Below are 21,188 nucleotides of genomic sequence, written 5' to 3' on the forward strand. Positions count from 1 at the left end.
TTATCTTAAAGGTAATCTGTTTTAAAACTAAGCTGTCTAACGAATAAGATTAAATACTCACTCTAATCGCTAAATAGAATAACATCAAACAACAGGCAATCGATAATACCCAAAGTATGGAGCGAAACGTCGCTAAATTAGTAATATAAGCCACGCAAAAACCGATACGAATCAGTACGTACAACCACGCCAGTATATTGATAATCGATTGTGGTACGAAAAACAGCATTGCCGTCAGTACTGCTGCCAAAAATATTGGCAACGTCTCATAGCTGTTTTGCTGGGCCGCGTTAGCACGTGCGGCCGCGCCCGTCGTACCTTGTAAAAAATCACGTGGATGGGCATTGTCAGCCAAATTAAAGCCGCCAATAGCTTTCGCTGTCAATGCCATGGCAAGCGGTAGTAAACTTGCTACGACCATCGCCCAAATGGCGGACGCTGCGGTATCAGAGACTAATTCCAGAAGTGCATTCATTAGTATACTTGCCCCTACCCTGCAATCACTTCGAAATCATGGGTGACGTTCACCCCACCTTGTACCAACATTCTACTGGCTGAGCAGTATTTTTCTGCGGACAGTTTTATGGCCTTCTCTACTTGGCTTTCCTTGACATCTTGTCCTGTCACCACAAAATGCATATGAATGTCAGTATAGACAGCTGGTACAGTTTCAGCACGCTGAGCGGTCAACTCGCAACGCACGTCTGTCACCTCTTGGCGCGATTTTTGTAAAATCGCTACCACATCATAGCTAGCACAACCACCAAGCCCCAATAGAATCAGCTCCATCGGACTTGCGCCTTTTTCTTTGTCGGCATCAATCTGTATATTATGCCCTGATGGTGACACGCCGATAAATGCTTTGTTTTCTTGCCACGTTACACTTGCTTTTGACTCTGACATCTTGACCATTCCTTATTTTAATTAGCTCGTTGCCCGATTTTTATTTTCTGGCAATATGTTTTACTTGGCTAGTGTAGCATAAGCCAATGGCACATTTTATCGAGCCCTTGTCATCCAAAATCATTATCATTATGAATGGCTCACCTATTTGTCTTTTTCTGTCTTATTTTTAATTAAACCTTTTTACTAAAATTTTCTTAGCAGTGAATTAACATTCATACACCGCCTACTGTTTATTATTCAAACCTATCCTCTTATAGTTCTAACCTATCTTTATAGTAAGATTCCCCAAAAAACATTACAAAAGTTTAATTATAACTGGTTGATTTTAAACAGTTAAGCCCGTGAAACATTTTATAGCAAAATACTGTTACACATTTTGCTTGTTTCTTGGTTTAATAACGGTAATGAATCTTATTTTGACCTAATATCGACAACCATCACCTTATAATAATTATGATTGCTGTCACGGTTCTAGCTCAAAATAAGCTATTTTAAATAAATTAAAAAGGTTTAATCATGATAGATGCAGACGGCTTTCGCGCCAATGTCGGCATCATCTTGGCAAATACACAAGGGCAGGTTCTGTGGGCAAAACGTATTGGTCACAACGCTTGGCAGTTCCCACAAGGCGGTATCGACCGTGGGGAGACGCCGATGGATGCGATGTATCGCGAGCTCTGGGAAGAGGTCGGCCTACATCCGCGTCATGTAGACTTATTGGCAGTGACGCAAGATTGGTTGCGTTATCGTCTGCCAAAACGCTATGTGCGGCATGGACAGCACCCTTTATGTATTGGGCAAAAACAGAAATGGTTTTTGCTACGCTTAGATGAGACGAACACTCAACATATCCGCTTTGATGAGGGCAAACCAGAATTTGATCATTGGCAATGGGTCAGTTACTGGTATCCACTTGGACAAGTGATTCATTTTAAACGAGGCGTTTATCGCCGTGCCTTGCAAGAGCTAGTGCCTGAGCTACCTCTAAGACAAGAGCTGATTATTCCTGAACAAGATAATCACTTGTTGATAGGATGAACTGACATTTTGATTAAAAGTAACACGTAATAGAAGAGCCTGTATCCTTTAGATGCAGGCTCTTCTATTATATAGCGATTGTATCTTGCGGAATAATTATGGCTTGATAGCAATTTTTAGTACGCCGTCACGCTGATGCATGAACAAGTCATAGGCCTCTACAATATCATCCAAGGCATAGGTATGCGTCACCATCTCTGATAAATCCACTCGGCCAGACTCGATGACATTCATCAATCGGCGCATACGCTCTTTACCTCCTGGGCAGAGAGCCGTTCTTATCGTATGATCGCCAAGACCAGAGGCGAAATGAGCCATTGGAATGACTAAATCTTCAGAATACACACCCAAGCTTGAGAGTGTACCGCCTGGTTTTAATATTTTGAGACATTGCTCAAACGTAGACTGTAAACCTAACGCCTCGATACTGCTATCCACCCCACGACCGCCAGTGATTTTCATGATCTCATCAACCACGTCAACTTCTGTGAAGTTTAGAGTAATATCTGCTCCCAGTTTTTTTGCCATGGCCAAACGTTCATTATTGCCATCGACAGCGATAATCAGTGACGCGCCTTTAATCCTTGCCCCAGCTGTCGCGCATAAACCGATAGGTCCTTGTGCGAATATAGCAACCACATCACCGATCTGAATATTGGCGTTTTCTGCGCCTTTGAAGCCTGTCGACATAATGTCAGGGCACATCAACACTTGCTCATCCGTCAGTCCATCTGGCACTGGACATAGATTGGCCTGCGCATCTGGCACTAGCACATACTCTGCTTGCGTACCGTCAATGTGATTACCAAAACGCCAGCCGCCTGTGGCTTTATAACCGTGACAAGAACATCTACCATCTGCATCAAGATAACCACCGTCTTGTGACGGGAAACCATCTTGACTGGCATAGGAGGTAAACGTTGGGCAAATGGCGCCAGCAATGACTCGCTGCCCTTCTTCATAGCCCATGACTGCGCTACCAAGCTTTTCAATAATACCTACTGGCTCGTGACCAATGGTTAAGCCTTTTGCAACGGCATACTCACCTTTAAAGATATGGATATCAGTACCACAAATGGTCGTGGTGGTAATTTTTATCAAGGCATCATTTGGGCCTACATCAGGGATTTTTTTATCTACAATTTCAATTTTACCTGGTTCAATAAATATCAGTGACTTCATCATGCTCATTTCACACTCCTTGTTTTATAAACATTTACTCAACTGGTATGAACTTTAGTGACATCTATATTTATCTTACGCCATATAAATAGTAATTTAAAGTGAAATCCATTCTTTAATAAAGGGATTGGTGATTTTCTCTTGTTCGATATTAAAACTGTAGTATCAAACTTCTCATGAAAATTGTACGTGAGCCTTATTAAGAGTAGATGAAAAAGCTAATAGATTAAAAAGCTAATAGATGAAAAGCCTATAGGCTACTTATGACTATCATGCCGACATTCTTTATAATTATCATGCTGACACTCTCGGCTTACTAATCTAGCAATATCATCCACTGCTGAATCTGCCAACCGAGAATGACATTTCAGGGTTAAAATGCTTTGGGTACGTGTCGCATAAGTGGGCAAATTATTTTGCGTATGATTAAAAGTGACAGGCTCTATATAAATAGAAGACAGAATCTGCTCAATCTCAACAGCCACTCCAGTCTCCGGCAGCTTATCCACTGGGGCTTGCGTATTGTCAGACAATACCGCAAAGGCAGCTTCTTGCCAGTACTCAGGTTCACTATTCTCAGCGATTAGTGGCAATACTTCTTGGCGCAGCCTGCCTCGCAGCTTTTCAGTTTTAAACCAGCTGTCCTCAGGCTGACCATTGGAAATGACATGCAGTCCTGCATATAGTGGCATAGGAGCATGACCACGATTATTGACAATAACAGCTTGTGTCATATCACCAATAATGAGATTGAACCCAGCATAGTTTTGCAAACTAATCTGCCGTGCAAACTCCATCGGGCTGATATCACTGGTTAAGAAATCCGTGACTAGCGCCCCGCGTGAGCGCTCATCAGAGCTTGCCTGCACGCCATCGCGAAAATTCAATACCGCAGCCCAACGTCCGTTTTGCTGATAATATTCTTGAGGCGCTTGATGACTGTATTGATGACTACCTTGATGATTGGCTTGATAGGGCTGTTGATGAATACCTAGCCAAGTACCGCCACTTTGTACATCGCGTCCTGCAAAAACAGGCTTATCTTCCCATTGATGTAGCAGCTCTGTCGGACGCTGCAAAAACTCATCGCGATTGGACAATAACACCAAAGGCAGCTCATCAAACAGTTGCCAAGCAATGGCGACAATACACATAAGACTCCTAATTTTACTAAAAATATACTTAGCAAACAGCCAAGCGTGATTTCGGTTTAAACTTAGTTCACTGACAAATTAGTTCACTGATAAGTTTTTGCTAGCAGGATAACTAATCTGAGAGGTCGACTGTATGACTTTCGATTGTTTACTTGGTAAATCGAACTCCCACGCAACCATACCTTTATTGTCATTCCAGTCACGCTCAGTCACTGGCGGTGTATGAGTGATGGTTACTTTAAGACTATCGTCGCGGCTAATCGGCTCACTGCCTAATACTTGTAAATGCATAGGTCGGTTGTGCTGATTGGCAAATTGATACGCTTGTGTTTTAGTCAAGGTTTGCGTGCGATTAAACGCGCCTTTATCACCCTGCTTATCTTCATCAGCTATCTGCTTTACGATAGTATTAGGGTCAATACCAAAACCGATACCTTGCTCTTTGAGCGCTTGATAATTATAGCGCGCCTGCCCGACATAATTATCATCACGGTATAACTGTAGCGAACCATCTACCCAAGCTGGTGTCAAGAACGGTGCGGATGCATACCAATAGCCAGCTGCCTCCACACTCGGCGTACTACGAATCCATAGCTTGCTACTGCCCGACTGCTCATCAATGACTGTCCGTACGCGCCTGCCATCGCTTGGAATACTAATACGCTGCGGCAAGCGGTATTCGGTAATGCCGTTTTTATTCTGACTGCTAACGGTAAAGCTTGGCAGCGGCGCCATGTTAGGTGTCGAGGCACCACCATAGCTGTCTCTTGCAGATACCACAACAGGCATGTTTTCCGCCATAGGTGGTACAGATATAGTCCGGTTTTTTTGATCTTCTTCATATAGCGAGAAACGCTCTACACGAGGTAATTGGCTGGTCGTGTTTTGATTGGGATTGACAGAGCTTAGCGTCAAAGGAACATTGAGCCAGTTTTCTCCTGTCTGCTGGGCAATAACCGCAGAGGCAATGATATTTAATTGCTTGGTTTCAGTATTCAGCCTTGCTTGGTACGTTGGCTCCCAACCCGCGCCGCGTACTTGATAGTGCAGTTTTACACTGGTTGGTACTCGACTGGCAGTACGTACACTCACTTGAGTCACACTATTTTGAGTGGAAGTCGCGCTGCCCGCCATTAGTTGGTTGAGCGCATCTTGCGCACGGGCTTGGCGCTGCTGAATTTCTAGTATGCGTTTATTAATACTGACCGCTTGGGTTTCCAAATCTCGTGCATTATTGGCAAGCGTGCCATCTGTACTGATTTGCGTGACCTTGGTTAAATTCTGCAAGTAAGCTTTTGCTAAGCGTGCCGCTTCTAACTCAGCATTGATAACTGCCAAATTATCTTGCTGTGTTTGCACTCTCGCCTCACCTTGATACTGACACTGTGCGGCTTGCTCATCGCTTAAAGTCTCGATACTGACTTCACCAATATTGATGCCATTTGCTGCTTGTACGCTCACACTGTCTTTATCGATATAAGGGGACAGACAAGAAAAAACCAGCGTCTGCTCACCGCTACCATTGATTGGTAACGCACGAGTCACACTAGCTAAGCCCTGATAAATGGTCACTTGCTCAATACTACTGTTCGCTGCCTGAGCAGGAGTCAAAGCTAAAGCCGCTAAGCTAAATAAACCCAGTGGCGTCAACTGTTTTTTAGAAGGTAAAAAATTAGGTAATATTGCTACTTTTGATAACTTAGCTTGCATAATCATTCCTTAAAAATACGGTTAATCCATTAATACGGTGCATTAGCGCAAGCGCGCATTATCTAACGCTTCATTAAATATAATGAGGCAATATTTATGATGGCATTTATTTTCAGCAACTTTTTTATATCTTAGCGGTTTTCTGGGTTTCTTTCTAGATGTTACCCGTAGCAGATAAGTTGTTACCATGAGATGAGCCTCACCGTAATTTGGTATGCCTCACTGGCTATTTTTGCTATTATGAGCAGCATTCTATTACCAAATTTATGATGCCCTTATGATGATACATCCTCAGTACGATCCTGTAGCGCTGTCTTTGGGTCCAGTAGAAGTGCACTGGTATGGCCTAATGTATTTATTGGCATTTGCCGCCGCCTTTGGTCTGGCTTGGTATCGCAGCACCAAACGTGATAATTGGACCACTGACATGGTGTCCGACTTGGTATTTTTTGGCGCACTTGGCGTCATTTTGGGCGGTCGTGTCGGCTATGTACTGTTTTATCAATTCGGTGAATTTTTACAAAACCCCGCTTATCTTTTCAAAGTCTGGGAAGGCGGCATGTCTTTCCATGGCGGCATGATTGGTGTCTTACTGGGCATGTTATATTTTGCCCGTAAGTATAAAAAGACCCCGTTTCAGGTGCTAGATTTTATCGTTCCTTGCGTGCCAACGGGCTTGTTATTTGGTCGTATTGGCAATTACATCAATGGCGAGCTATGGGGCCGCGTCTCTAACGGTGGCTACAACTGGCTTACCTACTTCCCGCAAGCGGCTGCTACTGATATGCAGCAATTGCAAACCAACCCTGAGCTACAAGAGTTGATGCTTGAAGTAAATGGGCAGTATTTGCTACCTCGCCACCCCTCACAGCTGTATGAGGCACTTGCTGAAGGGTTATTATTATTCCTATTCCTATGGTGGTATTCATCAAAACCACGCCCACGTATGGCAGCATCGGCAGTATTTTTATTGGGCTATGGCATTAGCCGCTTCATCATTGAGTTTTTCCGCCAACCCGATGCGGACCAAGGATTTGTCTTACTAGGTTGGATGACCAAAGGGCAAATACTCAGCGCTCCCATGATTATTATTGGTTTCATTATGCTGGTATACGCTTACAAACGCGGTATCTATGACTGGGGTAAGCAGTCGGCTTATTAAGCACTAATTCACATCCAGTAGCCTGTTAAAAAACAATACAACTATGCGTTTTAATAGCGTAGAAGAGCAATTTTATGACCATGAGCAACTCCATTATTAGTAACAACAAGCAGCGTAAAAATGAGCAAGCCTATCTAGATTTGCTGCGTCTTGTCCTCACTGAAGGCACTGAAAAAGGCGATCGTACTGGCACTGGTACGCTGAGCCACTTTGGCGCGCAGCTCCGTTTTAATTTAGCCGACGGTTTCCCCTTATTAACCACCAAAAAAGTCCACTTTAAATCTATCGTCTATGAGCTATTTTGGTTTTTAAGTGGCAGTACGCATGTTGATTATCTGCAAGCCAATGGCGTACGTATTTGGAATGAGTGGTCAACGGCTGAACAGACAGCGCGCTTTAACCGCCCTGCTGGTGATTTAGGCCCTGTCTATGGTCATCAGTGGCGCAATTATGGCGCAAGCCAGCGTGAAGATGGGAGCTACAATAACGATGGTGTCGATCAAATCACCCAAGTCATTGAGCAAATAAGAACCAATCCCAATTCAAGACGTTTGATTGTGTCTGGTTGGAATCCCGGTGAAGCAGATCAAGTTGCGCTGCCGCCTTGTCATACGCTATTTCAGTTCTTTGTGGCGGATAATAAACTGTCATGCCAGCTCTATCAGCGTTCAGCAGATTTATTTTTATTATACCCCCATAACAATAATGCACAATACGGAGTAATAGATCGTATATAATGCAATACATAATTTAGTCTATGTATTGAGATAGTGATTATTATGGATGTTAAAGTTTGTTCTGATGCAAAGTTAGATTTATCTAAGTCTTGTTTACTCAATGAGATTCCAAACTTATCATTGAACAAAACCGTAACAGTGAATGGTGTTGGAATATTTGACGATGATGGCAAGATCCTTCCTATTATTTCTGAGTATTTATCGTATCAATCTAAACATCAAATAATCTCCTACAAATCAGCAGTTACTTATGGTAGAAACCTAAGCTACTTCTTAAATTATATTCGTAGTCGTCCAGATTATGATGATAATGAATCTGATGAAGTGTTTATTACGATTCCAAAATACGTAATTCAAGAATACCTGACATTTTTAATTCGTGAAGATCATAAGAGCTCATCTACTGTTAGGAGTCGAGATGAGACAATACATGCCTTCATCCAATACCTTTGTAGCCCTACAGAAGACCGTGATAAGCTTAGACAAGACAACCCATATAGCGATGGCTTGCTATCAAAACCACCAAAGCGCACACCGATTAGCTCTTGCACACTTGATGACCTTTTCATATTGATTGAATTTACTGATTCAGAACGAGAAAGAGCTTTACTCCAGTTTCTGTACGACTCTGGCTTACGTCGTTCAGAACTACCTAGAGTTACCCTTCAGGACTTTAAAGATACTAGCAATTTTAGTTCTGAAAAATTTATTTCCTGCGATACTGATCAGCCTATTCATGCTGATTACGTGCCGTTGAAAGTTAAAGGAAGTAAAGGCCGTGGTAATCAAATTAAGCCTCGCTGGACTCTGCTTAGCTTAGCAACTATCAAACGTGTGCAGAAATATCATGCATCTCCCCTGTATAAAAAATACGCCCGTAAATATGTAGAGCCGTCTAAAACCCCAGCATTTTTTAATGCTAAAGGTACTCCCTATACGCCTAGTGCAATCAACAAATTGCTTGAACGTATAAGTGAACGTGCAATAAAGAAGGGTTGCCTTGATCGAAGCATCTCTCCTCACAAGTTAAGGCACGGAAATGCTTATGCAATATTGCAGTCAAATGATTTAGGTTCCGATTACTTAGATCGGCTCGTTATTGTGCAAAAAAACTTAGGGCACAACCATCTCCAGACTACACAGATATATACAAGTATCCCCCAAGATATCTATAACAGTATGTGTGATGAGAATGGTGACTTATTAACTAGGGCCGAGAAGATGAGGCGCTTATCTGAACAGACACAGTTAAGAATTGGCATTAAGGACATCAAATGAAAAACGGCGGAATAACTATTGAGAAGGTTCATGAGAGTTTTTCTGAGCTAAATATCGTAGATACAGACTTTAAGGGATTTGAAGAAAAACAACCGATTAATGTCGCCGAAGCAGCTGTCATAGAATGGGTATCAAAAACAGTTAAAGATATAGAAGAATTGTGGGAAATACCGATTAGTACGGCTAAAAACTCTTTAGGCTTTGGGGTGTCTGTCAAATATATACAAAATGCAGTAGGAATCTCATATCTTGCTGCATCTGAAAACAGAGAGCTTACATCTCCTATAATTAAGAAAATGACTGAAGAAGGAATTTTAGTAACTCTAGATGAAAAAAGCCAGGCTACTGGCCTCGAAAACCGAAGAAAACTTCTGAATTGGTATAGAAAGTTATCTGAAAAAGAAAAGCGTGAATTGCCTATTTTTGGCAATAAGATCTGTCTTAGTCGAATGTCTTCACAAAAATTACCTATAAAACAATATACTTTAAAGTTCAACGCTGTTAGAAGTGCTTTTGACTTAATCCATCATGATCTAGAAAAACTTGGGATCATTGATCCAAATTATAAAAGTGTTGTTGAGCGAACAAGCGAAGCGAATGTCAATAGAAAAAATTCCAGTGAAAGTCAGATAGACCGTTTTAATAGACTTGCATCAAGAGAATTAAATGCTACTAATGATTTTTTTATTCCTTCAAAGTTAGAACCTTTCATTCAGGTTGAGCAACTATTTGCTTCATACTGTAAGACTGTCGCCTCAGAATCAGGCAAGAGTAACTATAGAGCTGCGAGCACGTCGTTTATCAAGTTCTTATCAGATCTTCATGGAACTGTACCCTTAAATATCTTAATAGCTTTTGACCAGCATCTCCTGTCTAGATATCGGAAGCATTTGGAACAGAAGATAATAAAAGAAGAAATCTCAAGCCATTACGCAAATACAAACCTAAGTGCCGTACGTAAGGCCTTATATAGATTAAAACAAGTGTCCGATATAGACTACATTTTTTTTGATGTGGGTGGTTTTTCTGTAAGCAGAGAAACAGATATTAAAAAGCCGTTTACAATGAACGAGCGGCTTCAAATATTAGATGCTATTGAAAAAGGTATAGGAGAATCTAGAGCAATTCTAACTCCTTACAAAAAAAGTGGAGTCGGAAAAAACCCTCTGGATAAGAAAGGAGGTCGAATATACGGGCTTTCAACACTGGACAATGCAAGATGGCTTTTTGAAAACTGCTTAAAATGTAAGCCAGTCCATCATAATACAGCTAAATCAACTATCGAGAAATCTTTCTTGGCAATTATTGCCGATTCAGATAAAGGGTTGATAGAGGTATACAACGAATGGGGCGTTCCCCCAATGATAAATATAGACGTACTCATCCCTTACCTTTTAAGACTCGCCCAAATTACAGGACTAAATGCAGACTCCTTACTTTCACTTGATATTGATGATTACGTAGACTCTCATAAAGCAACATCAAAACCTTGCCTTAGATATTGGAAAGAGCGATCTGATGGTTATAAAGAGTACCACCTTGATCTTTTTAATGCAGAACTGACATGGCTTACATCATCTCAAGCTAAGTCGATAAAAGTTATTTTTGAAGAGTTGGACCAATTAACTGGTAGTTTTCGACAAGATATTGAAGATGATGCTTTTAAAGATAGGTTGTTCATCTATCAGTCGAATAGTACAAAAAAGCACGGCAGAGTATCTCCACTATTAGGAAACAAAGGAAAAAATGCAAAAGCATTGGGAGCTAGTTTATCTAGGTTTGTTAAAAAATATAATTTAAAAAATGATGAAGGAGACCCCCTAACTCTTACAATAAGTCGGTTTAGACCAACATTTGTTAGTGATATGCTTAGAAATGGCGTAACTGTACGTGAAATTCAGCTCATGTTGGGCCACTCCTCACTCCAAACAACTCTCGGTTATATAGATTCTCTAGATTTTAACTCCATGAGTAGAATGAAGATAAAAGATGAATTAGAAGAGATACATCAATCGACTCTGGATAAACAAGTTGAGAAAGTGCCAGAAGATATAAAGTCCAAAAAAAATGATGAGTTGGTAACAACCTTTCATACTCCTCTAGCTGAATGCAGAAATATTTTTGACCCGCCAAATTTTGTAAAAAACCTTTCATCCTACATACCTGGTACTCCATGCTCACAATATAATAAGTGCTTGAGCTGTGACAATGTCATTATTACAGCTAAAAACCTCCCTGAAATCTTTGCAATGAAGCGTGACTATACGCTTTTGACAGAGCACTCCCGTGTCATGGACACACCCTATGGGCATGTAATCTCAGAGAATTTAGAGCTGATAAAAGGCATCACAGAACCAGAACTATCTAATTTTTCCTTAGAAGAATTAGAAAATGGGCGGCGTTTAGCAGAATACATTGAAACGACCACACTAGTTGATGGAGTAATCTAATGGACTATGAAAAAAAGCTAAATGTATTAGTAGGTTTTGCAGAACATCGTTTATATATCTTAGATGCTCTAGACCATGCTACAGTTCAAAAGAAGAAACACCTTCAAAATAATTACACATATGACATAGCGTATGTGACGTACCTTATGGACAAACCTGTATCGAAATTATCAAAGTTTTCTGACATGTGTTGGAATTTTAATAACGACTATCCTAATGCTGCACAAAATGTCCAAGGTGCAAAGCTCCGCATTAATTTTTCAAAGCATACAGATATCCCAATATTCGTTTTAACAGAAATTAAAGTTATATTCGAGCTGGCTCTGCTAAACAATTCGATTTTCAAGCCGCAGGGAAAAGAGGGGAAAAGCCGAATAAAAAAATCATTAAAAGCGAACTCGTTGATTGCAATTTTCGAAAGAGGTTTAGCATTTATTAATGAAATATTTAAACAGGCATCTTATGAGTTAGGCTATGAGTTTGTTCAAGAAAAAGTTAGAACGCTCTCCGATATAACACCCGAACTGTATTCCAAAGCCGCTGAAAACTATGATCGTGTAAAAGATAGAGAACTAGATGAATTTTTTAAATATCTACGCAGTCCAGCTTCGGTTAAATATGTATTTGAAAAACCTATCGCTTATGTAGAGTTAAATAGCCTGAAATGGAAGAAGCTGGCGAATGCTGATAAAGACAAGAAAGGCCAAGTGTTACCAGACTTAGTCTTTGAATCTTTATCAAAGATTGCATCTTTTATTGTAGTAGATTTTTTGAGTGCTATAGGAGCTTCAGCAAAGATATCAGATCCTAACTCTTTAGAAAGATTTGATACAAGCAACTACGTATCATGGGCAAATAAAGAAAGAGTAACCCACGAAATTTTCAACGCCTATATTGCTATTAGATTAGGAACCAAAGGTTATCCTCCGAGTTTCGTTACAAATATAGTCGAACCTTATGATTGGATGCTTAACAAAGACTCTAATGTTATGGGTGGACTGACTTTACGTAAAGCATTGAAAAAACGTGGTTACAAGTTAGACGATCTTAGAGAATACTTTAACCTCGTAGCGTATGCATGCACATATTTAGTAGGCCAGTATACAGGTATGAGACCATCTGAACTATCAGAAATAAGAGTTAAAGATTGTTCGTGCTTAGTTCAAGATGATGGCGTTTGGCTTATTGAAAGTACCGTCAAGAAACATAAAGATGAAATTAGTACAGGTTTGTTTGACGACAGATGGGTAGCTATACCGATTGTTAAAGATGCAATATTAGCAGCATCGTATATTTCAAAAATTAAAGTTTCACCTTACTTAATTTCTAATGTAGATACTGTTAAACCAGGTAGCTCCCCTCAGTCGATGGCTAGTAATGGCATTACACATCAAATGAATAGTTTTATAGGCCAACTGTTAGGCAAAAACATTGCTGATGAACTGAAGTTCAATCCCTACATGCTAAGACACACATTAACATATCAATTGTTTAAGGCTGAAGTTGGATTGCCTCTTATATCGTTTCAATTGAAACATTTTGTAGAGAGTATCTCTAAGTACACATCTGCTGGCGCCACCTCGTCAGTTACGTTAGGCTACGGTGATATAGGTGAGATGCTGTCAAAAGACGGTAACCGAAAAGGTGATACGAAATCACTGCGCCGAGCAGCTGAATTAGATGCTATTAAGACTGCCCATAATCCAAATGGTACATATTATGGTGGTAAAGCGAGTGAGCATAAAAAAGGTCTGATCAAGACGTTTAGTGGATATATGGCTGAAGGATACACAGAGGATGAGATTTATGAGGCTATGGTAGATCAAGGGGTTGCCATGGTCTATATGGGACAAGGGCTTTGCTATGGTGGTAGAGCAGAAGAGTATGACTCAAGCCTACCATGTATTGGTTCACTACGTTGTAACCCAGCTCGATGCAAACAAGCCGTTGTAACTACCAAGCATGCTCCTAAATGGCGTGAAGTTTACATGTTAAATAAGAACAACCTCAATAAACCAGAATATTTGGAGTCTCGTGAGCAAATTCTAGCAGCAATGAACGAGGCCAAAATGGTATTGGAAAATCTTGGTGAGGCAATCGAACTATGAGTAATGAAGCTTATGATCAAAAAAATAATGATGACTATGAAGCAATAACTTCTGCTCTAAATATTGCCCTAATAGATCTTCAAAATAACAAAAAACTAAAACCCACTATAGCGCAACTTTCGAAGATGACTGGTATTCATCGAAATACTATTACAAACCGTGGTTGGCCTGTCCAAAAGCTAAATCAGCTCAAAGATATCAGAAAAGCTGAAGAGAAATCGCGTAAAGAAAAAAAAGCTATAGATAACGCTGATGTTAAGAATGCGCTTGAAGCAAAAATGATTCAAGCACAAAATGAGGTTATCTACTGGTTTAATGAATATCAAGATATAAAAAGAGTCGCTCAACACTCAGATAAACGGTTACAAAAAATGAGAGAGTCACGAGATTATTATAAAACACAATCTGATACAGATAAAAGGTCGTTATTAGAAGCTAGACAGGAGATTAAAAAACTGAGACAAATGTTAGCTTTAAAAGATGCAACACCGAACCAGCTGATGCACTAATCTATCGAAAACTACCTATGCTATAAAAAGTATAAACTTAATTTCCTTGTACTTAAAAGCTAGCAAGAGCTTAGCTAACAAATATATACCTTATAGCATAAATCACATATATTAATACTTTATGCCTAACAGAAATTTATCATCTTTCTTAACTTTTAATTTATATTTGTATCAAACTGAGAATGGATACGCGATAGACTCATGATACTGATACCCTTCCACTTCAAAATCGTCCAATGTTACCCATGTCTCAATATCTTCGAGAGACTTAATTTCAGGGTTAATGTGAAGTTTAGGGGCTGGATACGGTTCGCGTTTTAATTGCACGTCACGCATTAATTGTAATTGATCTTCATAAATATGTGCATTTACGATCTTATGATAAGCTTTTCCGGCCTCGTGGCCCGTAATTTGAGCCATGAGAGCTAGTAAGGTAAACACTTGAATCTGATTAAAATTTTGACCTAATGGTACATCACATGAACGTTGTGATGAAGTCAAATAAAGCTTGCCACCTAACAACGAAAATGTATGAGTATGCATACAAGGACGTAAACATCCCATATGAAACTCACCTGGATTGTAGAAGGTTAGAATTTCACCTCGGTCATCAATACCGTTTCGCAAGTTATCATAGATCTTATGAAGCTGGTCAAACTCCTCTCCTACTGAATTACGCCACCTGCGCCCCTGTACACCATAAACTCGGCCCATATCATCCTTACCTTTACGATAAGGATTAGCTAACCAAGCTTCATTTTCATTGGCATTAGCGTTCCATGTATTACATCCAATAGCTCGAAACTGAGCTGCGCTATCATAACCACGTAGATACCCTAATAATTCTGCGATAGCTGCTTTCCAATAACTCTTTCGAGTAGTTACTAAGGGAAACTCATTAGCTCCTACATTGTAGTTTAAATCAGCATTAATAACGGTTAAGCAGCGTTTTCCAGTCCGTTCATTCTCGACCCATACACCCTCATCAACTATACGTTGACATAAATCTAGATACTGTTTCATTCAATAACCTTAGTTGGACTACAAACTTATCTCAAAAGGTGATTTTTGTTGAACTGCGTGGACAATACATTTTACCTTTTGATTTCATTGAGCATTATAAAGTTTCAAGGCTCAATTGTACAAACCTGTTCGTAACAACTAATTGTCTTAATAACTTATCAACAGGCTATGCCCCAATGGATCCAATGAAACCGAATCATTCTATCTAAAACCATTTACCATGATGTACCTTTATACGTTAACTCCTTTCTTTTTTGTCTTCTTGAATAAGTTGTTCACGTCGTAAGAATGCCCAATCGATCAAAGCCTCCATTGACGGTCCCAAAGCGATACCCATTTTAGTCAAATGATACTCAACCTTAGGTGGCACTTGCGGGTAAACCGTTCGCTCTACAATACCATCTTTCTCAAGTTGCTTAAGTTGTTGGATCAGCATTTTTTGATTTATGTCATCTATACGTCGCTCAAGCTCAGAGAAACGTAGGGGGCATTTTGCTGCAAACAGTTGACAGATAATCACCATTTTCCATTTCCCTTCTAGGACTCTAAGTGTCTCACTCGTTGCCGCAGCCCAAATAAGCTGTTGTTTCGGATCTTCGCAATGCCAATCTCGTTCACTCATATACTTACCTTTTGGTGTGTACCATACTTTTTGGTAGGTTCTTGTTATTTAGTAAGTTTAAGTATATCTTAATTAGCAAATCAATAGTGAGGCATTTATCTATGAAAATTGGAATTATTGGCACCGGTCATATTGGAAAAACATTAGTAATAAGATTAAGTGAAGCGGGTCATCAGGTAAAAGTAGCCAATTCACGAGGTCCACAATCTATCGAAGCTGATTTGCTGATAAATGGAGCGCAGCCTGCAACGACTGAGGAAGCAGTAGCAGATGCCGATGTCGTTATATTGTCTATCCCACTAATGCGGATTCCAGATATCGCACCTCTCATTAGAAAACTTCCAGCTAAAACAATCGTTGTCGATACTTCGAATTACTATCCTCTTCGAGATGATCGAATAGAAAGTATTGATGAGGGTCAAGTTGAAAGTTTGTGGGTAACAGAGATATTAGGTAGGTCAGTAGTCAAGGCATGGAATGCTATTGGTTCCCATTCTTTCGCCGAAAAATCATCTCCCGTCAATAGCGTTGATCGCATTGCGATTCCTGTTGCTGCTGATAATGAGGAACATAAAGAGATCGGAATGATGCTTGTTCAACAAACGGGATTCGATGCAAGATATTCTGGAACGCTTGCAGAGTCGTGGAGACAACAGCCTGGCTCACCATCTTATTGTACTGACTTGACTTATGAGGAGCTTGGTTCTGCACTTTCAATGGCAGAAAAAAAACGCCTCCCTAAAAGAAGAGATATATCTGTCGAAGCTATCTCTGAGCGAATGGGCGATAGTAAGACAAATCCTGATGCTGACTATGCTGTACGTTTAAGTCGTGCCCTATTTATGTAAAATATTACTCTATGGATAGAAGCTAAATGCTTTAACAGAGATCGGATATTGCCTGAACACCATGCCTATTATGGCGAGCACCTAATTCTCAAATTGTAACCCAATAATTATTTCCATTTATCAATAGGAACAAATCTTATGTCCAAAATCATTCGTTTTCACCGAACTGGCGGTCCTGACGTTCTTCAAATCGATAATGTCGACGTCGCTGCTCCCAAAACCAAAGAGGTTCAGATACGTGTGAAAGCCCTTGGTATTAATCGTGCCGAAATTATGTATCGAACTGGACAGTACGTCATTGAGCCGCAGTTTCCCGCTGTTTTAGGCTATGAAGCAGCTGGTATTGTTGAAGCCGTCGGGCCGGACGTGACCGAGTTTGTGGTTGGCGATATAGTCAGTGTGGTGCCCGCTTTTTCGTTTGCTGACTACGGTCTTTATGGCGAGTTGGTTAATGCGCCCGCGCATGCGGTGGTTAAGCATCCAGAAAATCTGTCCTTTATCGAGGCTGCGGCAACGTGGATGATGTTTGTTACTGCCTACGGCGCCTTGATCGAATTTGGTAAGCTTGAAGCGGGCGAAACCGTACTGATCGGGGCAGCCTCAAGCAGCGTGGGACTAGCCGCAATCCAGATTGCGAATATGGTTGGAGCGACACCGATAGCCTTGACGCGCAGCAGCAAGAAAAGACAGGCATTGCTTGACGCCGGAGCTGTGCACGTGATTGCAACGCAAGAGCAAGATCTGATTAGCGAGGTAATGGCGCTCACTGACGGCAAAGGTGCACGCATGGCGTTCGATCCTGTGGGAGGTCCCGATGCTGGGAAAATTCTTCAAACGCTGTCCATGCAAGGAATCTTCTTTCAGTACGGTGCACTGGATAACCGCGATATTCCCGTTCCGGTCATGGATATATTGAGCAAGCACTTAACGCTGCGTGGCTATGAGCTTTTTGAAATTACTGGCGATCTGGACAAGCTGGAACAGGCAAAGAATTTCATCAATCATGGCCTTGCCAATGGCGAGCTGCGTCCTATTATTAATCGGACATTCGCTTTTGAAGAGATGGCGGAAGCTCACAGCTATATGGAATCCAACACACAGGTTGGCAAAATTGTTGTGACGCTATAGGAAATTTCTAGAGGCATACCTCAAGGGAACTAGTCAGGTGCTTTCACTGGTTCGGTTCCCTAGTGAGGACTTGAATGCTAAGCTGCGGGCTAATGTTATCAACGTTTTAAATCGCTGAAATATTCACAGTGTACTTCATGGTGTACTTAACATACATATTCTATTCATGATCGGTGCGATTCAGGTTAAGCAGAGCTGCGCCGCTATTCGCTTTTCCCATTCAGATTTAGAAATGAAGCCGATATTGTCTGACTTTATTTCTTCTAGAATAATATAATAAGCACTAAGCCGGTTAATAGTATTGATGATCTCAGTTTTTTGACGTTTCGCTTCAGTAAGTTTTTTGGAAATAGTAATTAAATCTTTATCAATATTGAGAGTGCCATTGAAATGATCATTTAGGTGTCTTTTAAATTCATTAAGAGTAAAACCGATAGCTTGTGCGCCTTTAATCATTTTAATACGCTCAATACATTCAGGATGAAATTCAGTGTATAGGCGTGATCCTGCTTGGCGTTTTCGAGATTTCAGTAACCCCATCTCATCGTAATGACGAATAGTATCTTTGGTTGTGTTAGCTTGGGCTGCTAAAGCTCCTATTAATAAGAATGATGTATCAGATTCCATACCATATACCTTAAAAATATAATTTTTATCTAGTTTTAAATAATTATACCTAAATAGAACCAGTAAGAACTGATTTCTGACATCCAACGTCATAAACTCTGTTGTGGGAACATGATCGGTGCGCTATACAGGCACCGTACTATAAGAATGACCGCTTACTTAAACACTGGGTAACATAGGCAACCAAAATACTAAAGCTAAAAGCGTTACGAGTAGTACTGGCGGTGTTATGAATAAGCCAATCTTCATATACTGACCCCAGCTGATTTTATAATCCTTTTCCGCCAGTACATGTAACCATAACAAGGTTGCTAAGCTACCAATTGGGGTGAATTTTGGCCCTAAATCATTACCAATAATATTGGAATAAATCATCAACTCGCGCGTTGCAGCGGGAACTTGGGCGCTATCAATCGCCAGCGCTCCTATAAGCGTTGACGGCATATTATTCATGACTGAGGCGATGATAGCTGATAGAAAGCCTGTTCCGACCGTCGCAATGACGTTACCTTGCTGTCCTAACCAGTTTAGTATTTGCGCGCCATATGCCGTGAGTCCTGCGTTACCCAAGCCATAAACCACTAAATACATACCGATTGAAAACAACACGATTTGCCATGGCGCTTTGCGTAGGACATGGGTCACGGAAAGCTTGGTACCACGACCACCTTGCCACCAGCGGCCTGCGATTGCTATTAGCACTAGTGCTGCGATACTAGTCACCAACGAAATCACTAGTCCCAATGACTCAGTGGCAAAATAAGCGATGAGTAATAAGGCCAATACTGGGAAGGCCGCTCGGAAAACCAAAGGGTCTTTGATAGCAGATTGCGGTGAGCTTAGACTATCCATTGAATAATGCTTCGGAATATGTCGCGCATAGACAAGCCATAATATCAGTAGCGTTGAGATAACAGATACGATATTCACTGGCACCATGACTGCTGCATAGCGACCAAAACCAATATCAAAATAATTAGCGCTAACGATGTTGACTAGATTAGACGTTACTAATGGCAGACTTGCGGTATCGGCAATAAAGCCAGTAGCGATGATAAAGGCTAAAGCTGATTTGGGTGCAAAATCAAGGCGCAGCAAAATGGCAATGACAATAGGAGTAAGCAATAACGCCGCCCCATCATTAGCAAAAAAGGCAGCAATGAATGCGCCTAAAATAACAATCATGGGAAACAGTCGCCGACCTTGACCATTACCTAATCTTGCAACATGCAATGCTGCCCAGCCAAAAAATCCAGCCTCATCTAATATCAATGAGATGATGATAAGCGCGACAAAGGTAAAGGTGGCATCCCAGACGATATTCCAGACGATAGCCACATCTGATAATTGCACCACCCCTAGAAGCAGGGCAACTACTGCGCCGCCCATTGCACTCCAACCGATACCCAGTCCTTTTGGCTGCCATATGACTAAAGTCAAAGTGACAATAAAAATCGCTAATGCGAGCATAAAGGTGCCTTAATAAAACAATGGTATTAGAGAAGGTTAACGTTAGATACGCTTGAGTTTAGAGTGATTTTTGATTTACACGCTGTGATACTTCCTCACGACTCTCTACGCGCTCAGAATAACGATCGGTTAGATAAGTGGAGCGACCACGTGTGAGCCACGTAAACTTCACTAATTCCTCACACACATCAACGATACGCTGATATAAAGGCGAATTAAGCATACGATTATTGTCATCAAACTCTAAAAAAGCTTTCGGAACAGACGACTGATTGGGTATGGTAATCATACGCATCCAGCGCCCCAAGATACGCAGCTGATTGACGGTATTAAAGCTCTGACTGCCGCCACTGACCTGCATCACTGCAAGCGTCTTACCTTGAGTCGGTCGAACGCCACCTAATGACAGTGGAATCCAATCAATCTGCGCTTTCATGATGCTAGTGATACTGCCATGGCGCTCAGGGCTAACCCATAGCATGCCCTCAGACCACGCTGCTAGCTCACGTAACTCTTGTACTTTCGGATGATTAGCATCAGTACTATCAGGCAATGGTAAACCCGTAGGATCAAAGGTACGCACCTCGCAACCATACCAACGCAATATCCGACTCGCTTCTTCACTTGCTAATTTAGAGAACGAGCGTTCACGTAAAGAGCCGTATAGCACCAATATTCTTGGTGGATGACGGGGATCATTTGCACCAATCAGAGCATCAATATCAATCGGCTGCAGCTCTACTGCATCTATATTTGGTAACTCCGTTAAATCGACAGAGAGGTCTAGACTGTTGTCTTTAGTAGATTGGACGATTTCGCCATCTTCTTTGGTAAAACGACTCACTGGATGGTGCAATAGCTCAAATACCCGCTCTGAAGGTCGGCATAATGCTGCGCCTTTATCAGTCACCACAATAGGACGGTTTATCAAAATAGGATGCGCCATCATTGCATCAATAAGCTTATCATCAGACAATACAAGGTCGTCTAAACCTAACTCATCATAAGGCGTACCTTTACGGCGTAGAAGCTCACGCGGTGAAAGTTTCATCAATCCTAACAGCTCAATCAAATATTCACGAGTAGGCGGTGTTTTGAGGTATTCAATGACGTTCGGTTGCTCGCCTGAAGCCTTCATGATGGCCAAGGTATTGCGAGACGTACCACAATTAGGGTTGTGAAAAATGATAGGTGTCATAACGACCTTTTTATAGTGTTAGAAGGGTTTGTATTCTT

19 protein-coding genes and 1 pseudogene are annotated in these 21,188 nt (G+C 41.0%); 9 read left to right on the plus strand and 11 right to left on the minus strand.

Annotated features, from left to right (window positions below; all coding sequences use genetic code 11):
- Positions 1-49: 49 nt before the first annotated feature.
- Together C8D84_RS11005 and C8D84_RS11010 are read right to left on the minus strand one after the other, a co-directional pair.
- Positions 50-475: an MAPEG family protein gene (locus tag C8D84_RS11005; protein ID WP_087813625.1), complete on the minus strand. Its 426-nt coding sequence runs from the start codon at positions 473-475 to the stop codon at positions 50-52.
- A gap of 14 nt (positions 476-489) precedes the next feature.
- A complete protein-coding gene (locus C8D84_RS11010; protein WP_109592128.1) occupies positions 490-903 on the minus strand; it encodes an OsmC family protein in 414 nt (137 codons plus the stop codon).
- Positions 904-1,422: 519 nt separating this feature from the next.
- Between C8D84_RS11010 and C8D84_RS11015 the strand changes: the two genes are divergently transcribed.
- Complete coding sequence (locus tag C8D84_RS11015; protein WP_045452438.1) at positions 1,423-1,944, plus strand: RNA pyrophosphohydrolase; 522 nt, start codon at positions 1,423-1,425, stop codon at positions 1,942-1,944.
- A 96-nt stretch (positions 1,945-2,040) separates the two neighbouring features.
- Here C8D84_RS11015 and C8D84_RS11020 read toward each other — a convergent pair whose 3' ends face one another.
- From C8D84_RS11020 to C8D84_RS11030, 3 genes are all read right to left on the minus strand, one after another.
- Positions 2,041-3,135: an NAD(P)-dependent alcohol dehydrogenase gene (locus C8D84_RS11020; protein ID WP_109592130.1), complete on the minus strand. Its 1,095-nt coding sequence runs from the start codon at positions 3,133-3,135 to the stop codon at positions 2,041-2,043.
- Positions 3,136-3,383: 248 nt separating this feature from the next.
- Positions 3,384-4,280 (minus strand): NRDE family protein, encoded by an 897-nt coding sequence (locus C8D84_RS11025; RefSeq protein ID WP_109592132.1) that lies wholly within the window; start codon positions 4,278-4,280, stop codon positions 3,384-3,386.
- A 78-nt stretch (positions 4,281-4,358) separates the two neighbouring features.
- A complete protein-coding gene (locus C8D84_RS11030) occupies positions 4,359-5,990 on the minus strand; it encodes a DUF4139 domain-containing protein (RefSeq protein ID WP_228244542.1) in 1,632 nt (543 codons plus the stop codon).
- Between the two features lie 277 nt (positions 5,991-6,267).
- Here C8D84_RS11030 and lgt point away from each other — a divergent pair, with 277 nt between their 5' ends.
- From lgt to C8D84_RS11060, 6 genes are all read left to right on the plus strand, one after another.
- The gene (gene lgt, locus C8D84_RS11035; RefSeq protein WP_109592136.1) at positions 6,268-7,152 is read left to right on the plus strand and encodes a prolipoprotein diacylglyceryl transferase; all 885 of its coding nucleotides are present in this window, start codon (positions 6,268-6,270) and stop codon (positions 7,150-7,152) included.
- Positions 7,153-7,226: 74 nt separating this feature from the next.
- The gene (thyA, locus tag C8D84_RS11040; protein ID WP_265735499.1) at positions 7,227-7,889 is read left to right on the plus strand and encodes a thymidylate synthase; all 663 of its coding nucleotides are present in this window, start codon (positions 7,227-7,229) and stop codon (positions 7,887-7,889) included.
- 42 nt (positions 7,890-7,931) lie between these two features.
- Positions 7,932-9,167, plus strand: a complete 1,236-nt coding sequence (locus C8D84_RS11045) for a tyrosine-type recombinase/integrase (protein WP_109592138.1) — start codon at positions 7,932-7,934, stop codon at positions 9,165-9,167.
- Entirely contained in the window at positions 9,164-11,617 is a 2,454-nt protein-coding gene (locus tag C8D84_RS11050; RefSeq protein WP_109592140.1) for a site-specific integrase, read from the plus strand. The genes C8D84_RS11045 and C8D84_RS11050 overlap by 4 nt, the downstream gene beginning before the upstream one ends.
- Entirely contained in the window at positions 11,617-13,725 is a 2,109-nt protein-coding gene (locus C8D84_RS11055) for a site-specific integrase (RefSeq protein WP_109592142.1), read from the plus strand. Before C8D84_RS11050 ends, C8D84_RS11055 begins: the two co-directional genes overlap by 1 nt.
- Positions 13,722-14,234: a hypothetical protein gene (locus tag C8D84_RS11060; RefSeq protein ID WP_109592144.1), complete on the plus strand. Its 513-nt coding sequence runs from the start codon at positions 13,722-13,724 to the stop codon at positions 14,232-14,234. The genes C8D84_RS11055 and C8D84_RS11060 overlap by 4 nt, the downstream gene beginning before the upstream one ends.
- Before the next feature lie 171 nt (positions 14,235-14,405).
- On the opposite strand, the gene C8D84_RS11065 is transcribed toward C8D84_RS11060, so the two are convergent.
- Both C8D84_RS11065 and C8D84_RS11070 read right to left on the minus strand, forming a co-directional pair.
- Positions 14,406-15,257, minus strand: a complete 852-nt coding sequence (locus tag C8D84_RS11065; RefSeq protein ID WP_036600623.1) for a thymidylate synthase — start codon at positions 15,255-15,257, stop codon at positions 14,406-14,408.
- Positions 15,258-15,495: 238 nt separating this feature from the next.
- The gene (locus C8D84_RS11070; protein WP_095570550.1) at positions 15,496-15,879 is read right to left on the minus strand and encodes a winged helix-turn-helix transcriptional regulator; all 384 of its coding nucleotides are present in this window, start codon (positions 15,877-15,879) and stop codon (positions 15,496-15,498) included.
- Positions 15,880-15,965: 86 nt separating this feature from the next.
- On the opposite strand from C8D84_RS11070, the gene C8D84_RS11075 reads away from it, so the two are divergent.
- Together C8D84_RS11075 and C8D84_RS11080 are read left to right on the plus strand one after the other, a co-directional pair.
- Positions 15,966-16,727 (plus strand): NADPH-dependent F420 reductase, encoded by a 762-nt coding sequence (locus C8D84_RS11075; RefSeq protein ID WP_407691884.1) that lies wholly within the window; start codon positions 15,966-15,968, stop codon positions 16,725-16,727.
- A 138-nt stretch (positions 16,728-16,865) separates the two neighbouring features.
- Complete coding sequence (locus C8D84_RS11080) at positions 16,866-17,855, plus strand: zinc-dependent alcohol dehydrogenase family protein (protein WP_109592148.1); 990 nt, start codon at positions 16,866-16,868, stop codon at positions 17,853-17,855.
- A 180-nt stretch (positions 17,856-18,035) separates the two neighbouring features.
- Here the strand turns inward: C8D84_RS11080 and C8D84_RS11085 are convergent, their stop codons facing one another.
- From C8D84_RS11085 to arsC, 4 genes and pseudogenes are all read right to left on the minus strand, one after another.
- Positions 18,036-18,482, minus strand: coding sequence for a MerR family transcriptional regulator (locus C8D84_RS11085; protein ID WP_102076270.1), 447 nt, complete (start codon positions 18,480-18,482; stop codon positions 18,036-18,038).
- Between the two features lie 159 nt (positions 18,483-18,641).
- Complete coding sequence (locus C8D84_RS11090) at positions 18,642-19,952, minus strand: arsenic transporter (protein ID WP_109592150.1); 1,311 nt, start codon at positions 19,950-19,952, stop codon at positions 18,642-18,644.
- 58 nt (positions 19,953-20,010) lie between these two features.
- Entirely contained in the window at positions 20,011-20,766 is a 756-nt protein-coding gene (gene arsH, locus C8D84_RS11095) for an arsenical resistance protein ArsH (protein WP_227678594.1), read from the minus strand.
- Positions 20,746-21,150 (minus strand): annotated as a pseudogene (gene arsC / locus C8D84_RS13895) (arsenate reductase (glutaredoxin)); the annotation flags it as partial. The pseudogene arsC and the gene arsH, both read right to left, overlap by 21 nt.
- Positions 21,151-21,188: the final 38 nt, after the last annotated feature.

It is taken from the genome of Psychrobacter immobilis, assembly GCF_003148585.1.
GTDB classification, from domain to species: Bacteria; Pseudomonadota; Gammaproteobacteria; order Pseudomonadales; family Moraxellaceae; genus Psychrobacter; species Psychrobacter immobilis.

Bases quoted from the DNA above. Each gene is read 5' to 3' on its own strand.
- thyA (WP_265735499.1), top strand. From the start codon at position 7,227: ATGACCATGAGCAACTCCATTATTAGTAACAACAAGCAGCGTAAAAAT.
- C8D84_RS11055 (WP_109592142.1), top strand. From the start codon at position 11,617: ATGGACTATGAAAAAAAGCTAAATGTATTAGTAGGTTTTGCAGAACAT.
- C8D84_RS11020 (WP_109592130.1), bottom strand. From the start codon at position 3,135: ATGAGCATGATGAAGTCACTGATATTTATTGAACCAGGTAAAATTGAA.
- C8D84_RS11065 (WP_036600623.1), bottom strand. From the start codon at position 15,257: ATGAAACAGTATCTAGATTTATGTCAACGTATAGTTGATGAGGGTGTA.
- C8D84_RS11080 (WP_109592148.1), top strand. From the start codon at position 16,866: ATGTCCAAAATCATTCGTTTTCACCGAACTGGCGGTCCTGACGTTCTT.
- C8D84_RS11030 (WP_228244542.1), bottom strand. From the start codon at position 5,990: ATGCAAGCTAAGTTATCAAAAGTAGCAATATTACCTAATTTTTTACCT.
- C8D84_RS11085 (WP_102076270.1), bottom strand. From the start codon at position 18,482: ATGGAATCTGATACATCATTCTTATTAATAGGAGCTTTAGCAGCCCAA.
- C8D84_RS11090 (WP_109592150.1), bottom strand. From the start codon at position 19,952: ATGCTCGCATTAGCGATTTTTATTGTCACTTTGACTTTAGTCATATGG.
- C8D84_RS11050 (WP_109592140.1), top strand. From the start codon at position 9,164: ATGAAAAACGGCGGAATAACTATTGAGAAGGTTCATGAGAGTTTTTCT.
- C8D84_RS11060 (WP_109592144.1), top strand. From the start codon at position 13,722: ATGAGTAATGAAGCTTATGATCAAAAAAATAATGATGACTATGAAGCA.
- C8D84_RS11045 (WP_109592138.1), top strand. From the start codon at position 7,932: ATGGATGTTAAAGTTTGTTCTGATGCAAAGTTAGATTTATCTAAGTCT.
- C8D84_RS11005 (WP_087813625.1), bottom strand. From the start codon at position 475: ATGAATGCACTTCTGGAATTAGTCTCTGATACCGCAGCGTCCGCCATT.
- C8D84_RS11070 (WP_095570550.1), bottom strand. From the start codon at position 15,879: ATGAGTGAACGAGATTGGCATTGCGAAGATCCGAAACAACAGCTTATT.
- C8D84_RS11015 (WP_045452438.1), top strand. From the start codon at position 1,423: ATGATAGATGCAGACGGCTTTCGCGCCAATGTCGGCATCATCTTGGCA.
- lgt (WP_109592136.1), top strand. From the start codon at position 6,268: ATGATGATACATCCTCAGTACGATCCTGTAGCGCTGTCTTTGGGTCCA.
- C8D84_RS11010 (WP_109592128.1), bottom strand. From the start codon at position 903: ATGTCAGAGTCAAAAGCAAGTGTAACGTGGCAAGAAAACAAAGCATTT.
- C8D84_RS11025 (WP_109592132.1), bottom strand. From the start codon at position 4,280: ATGTGTATTGTCGCCATTGCTTGGCAACTGTTTGATGAGCTGCCTTTG.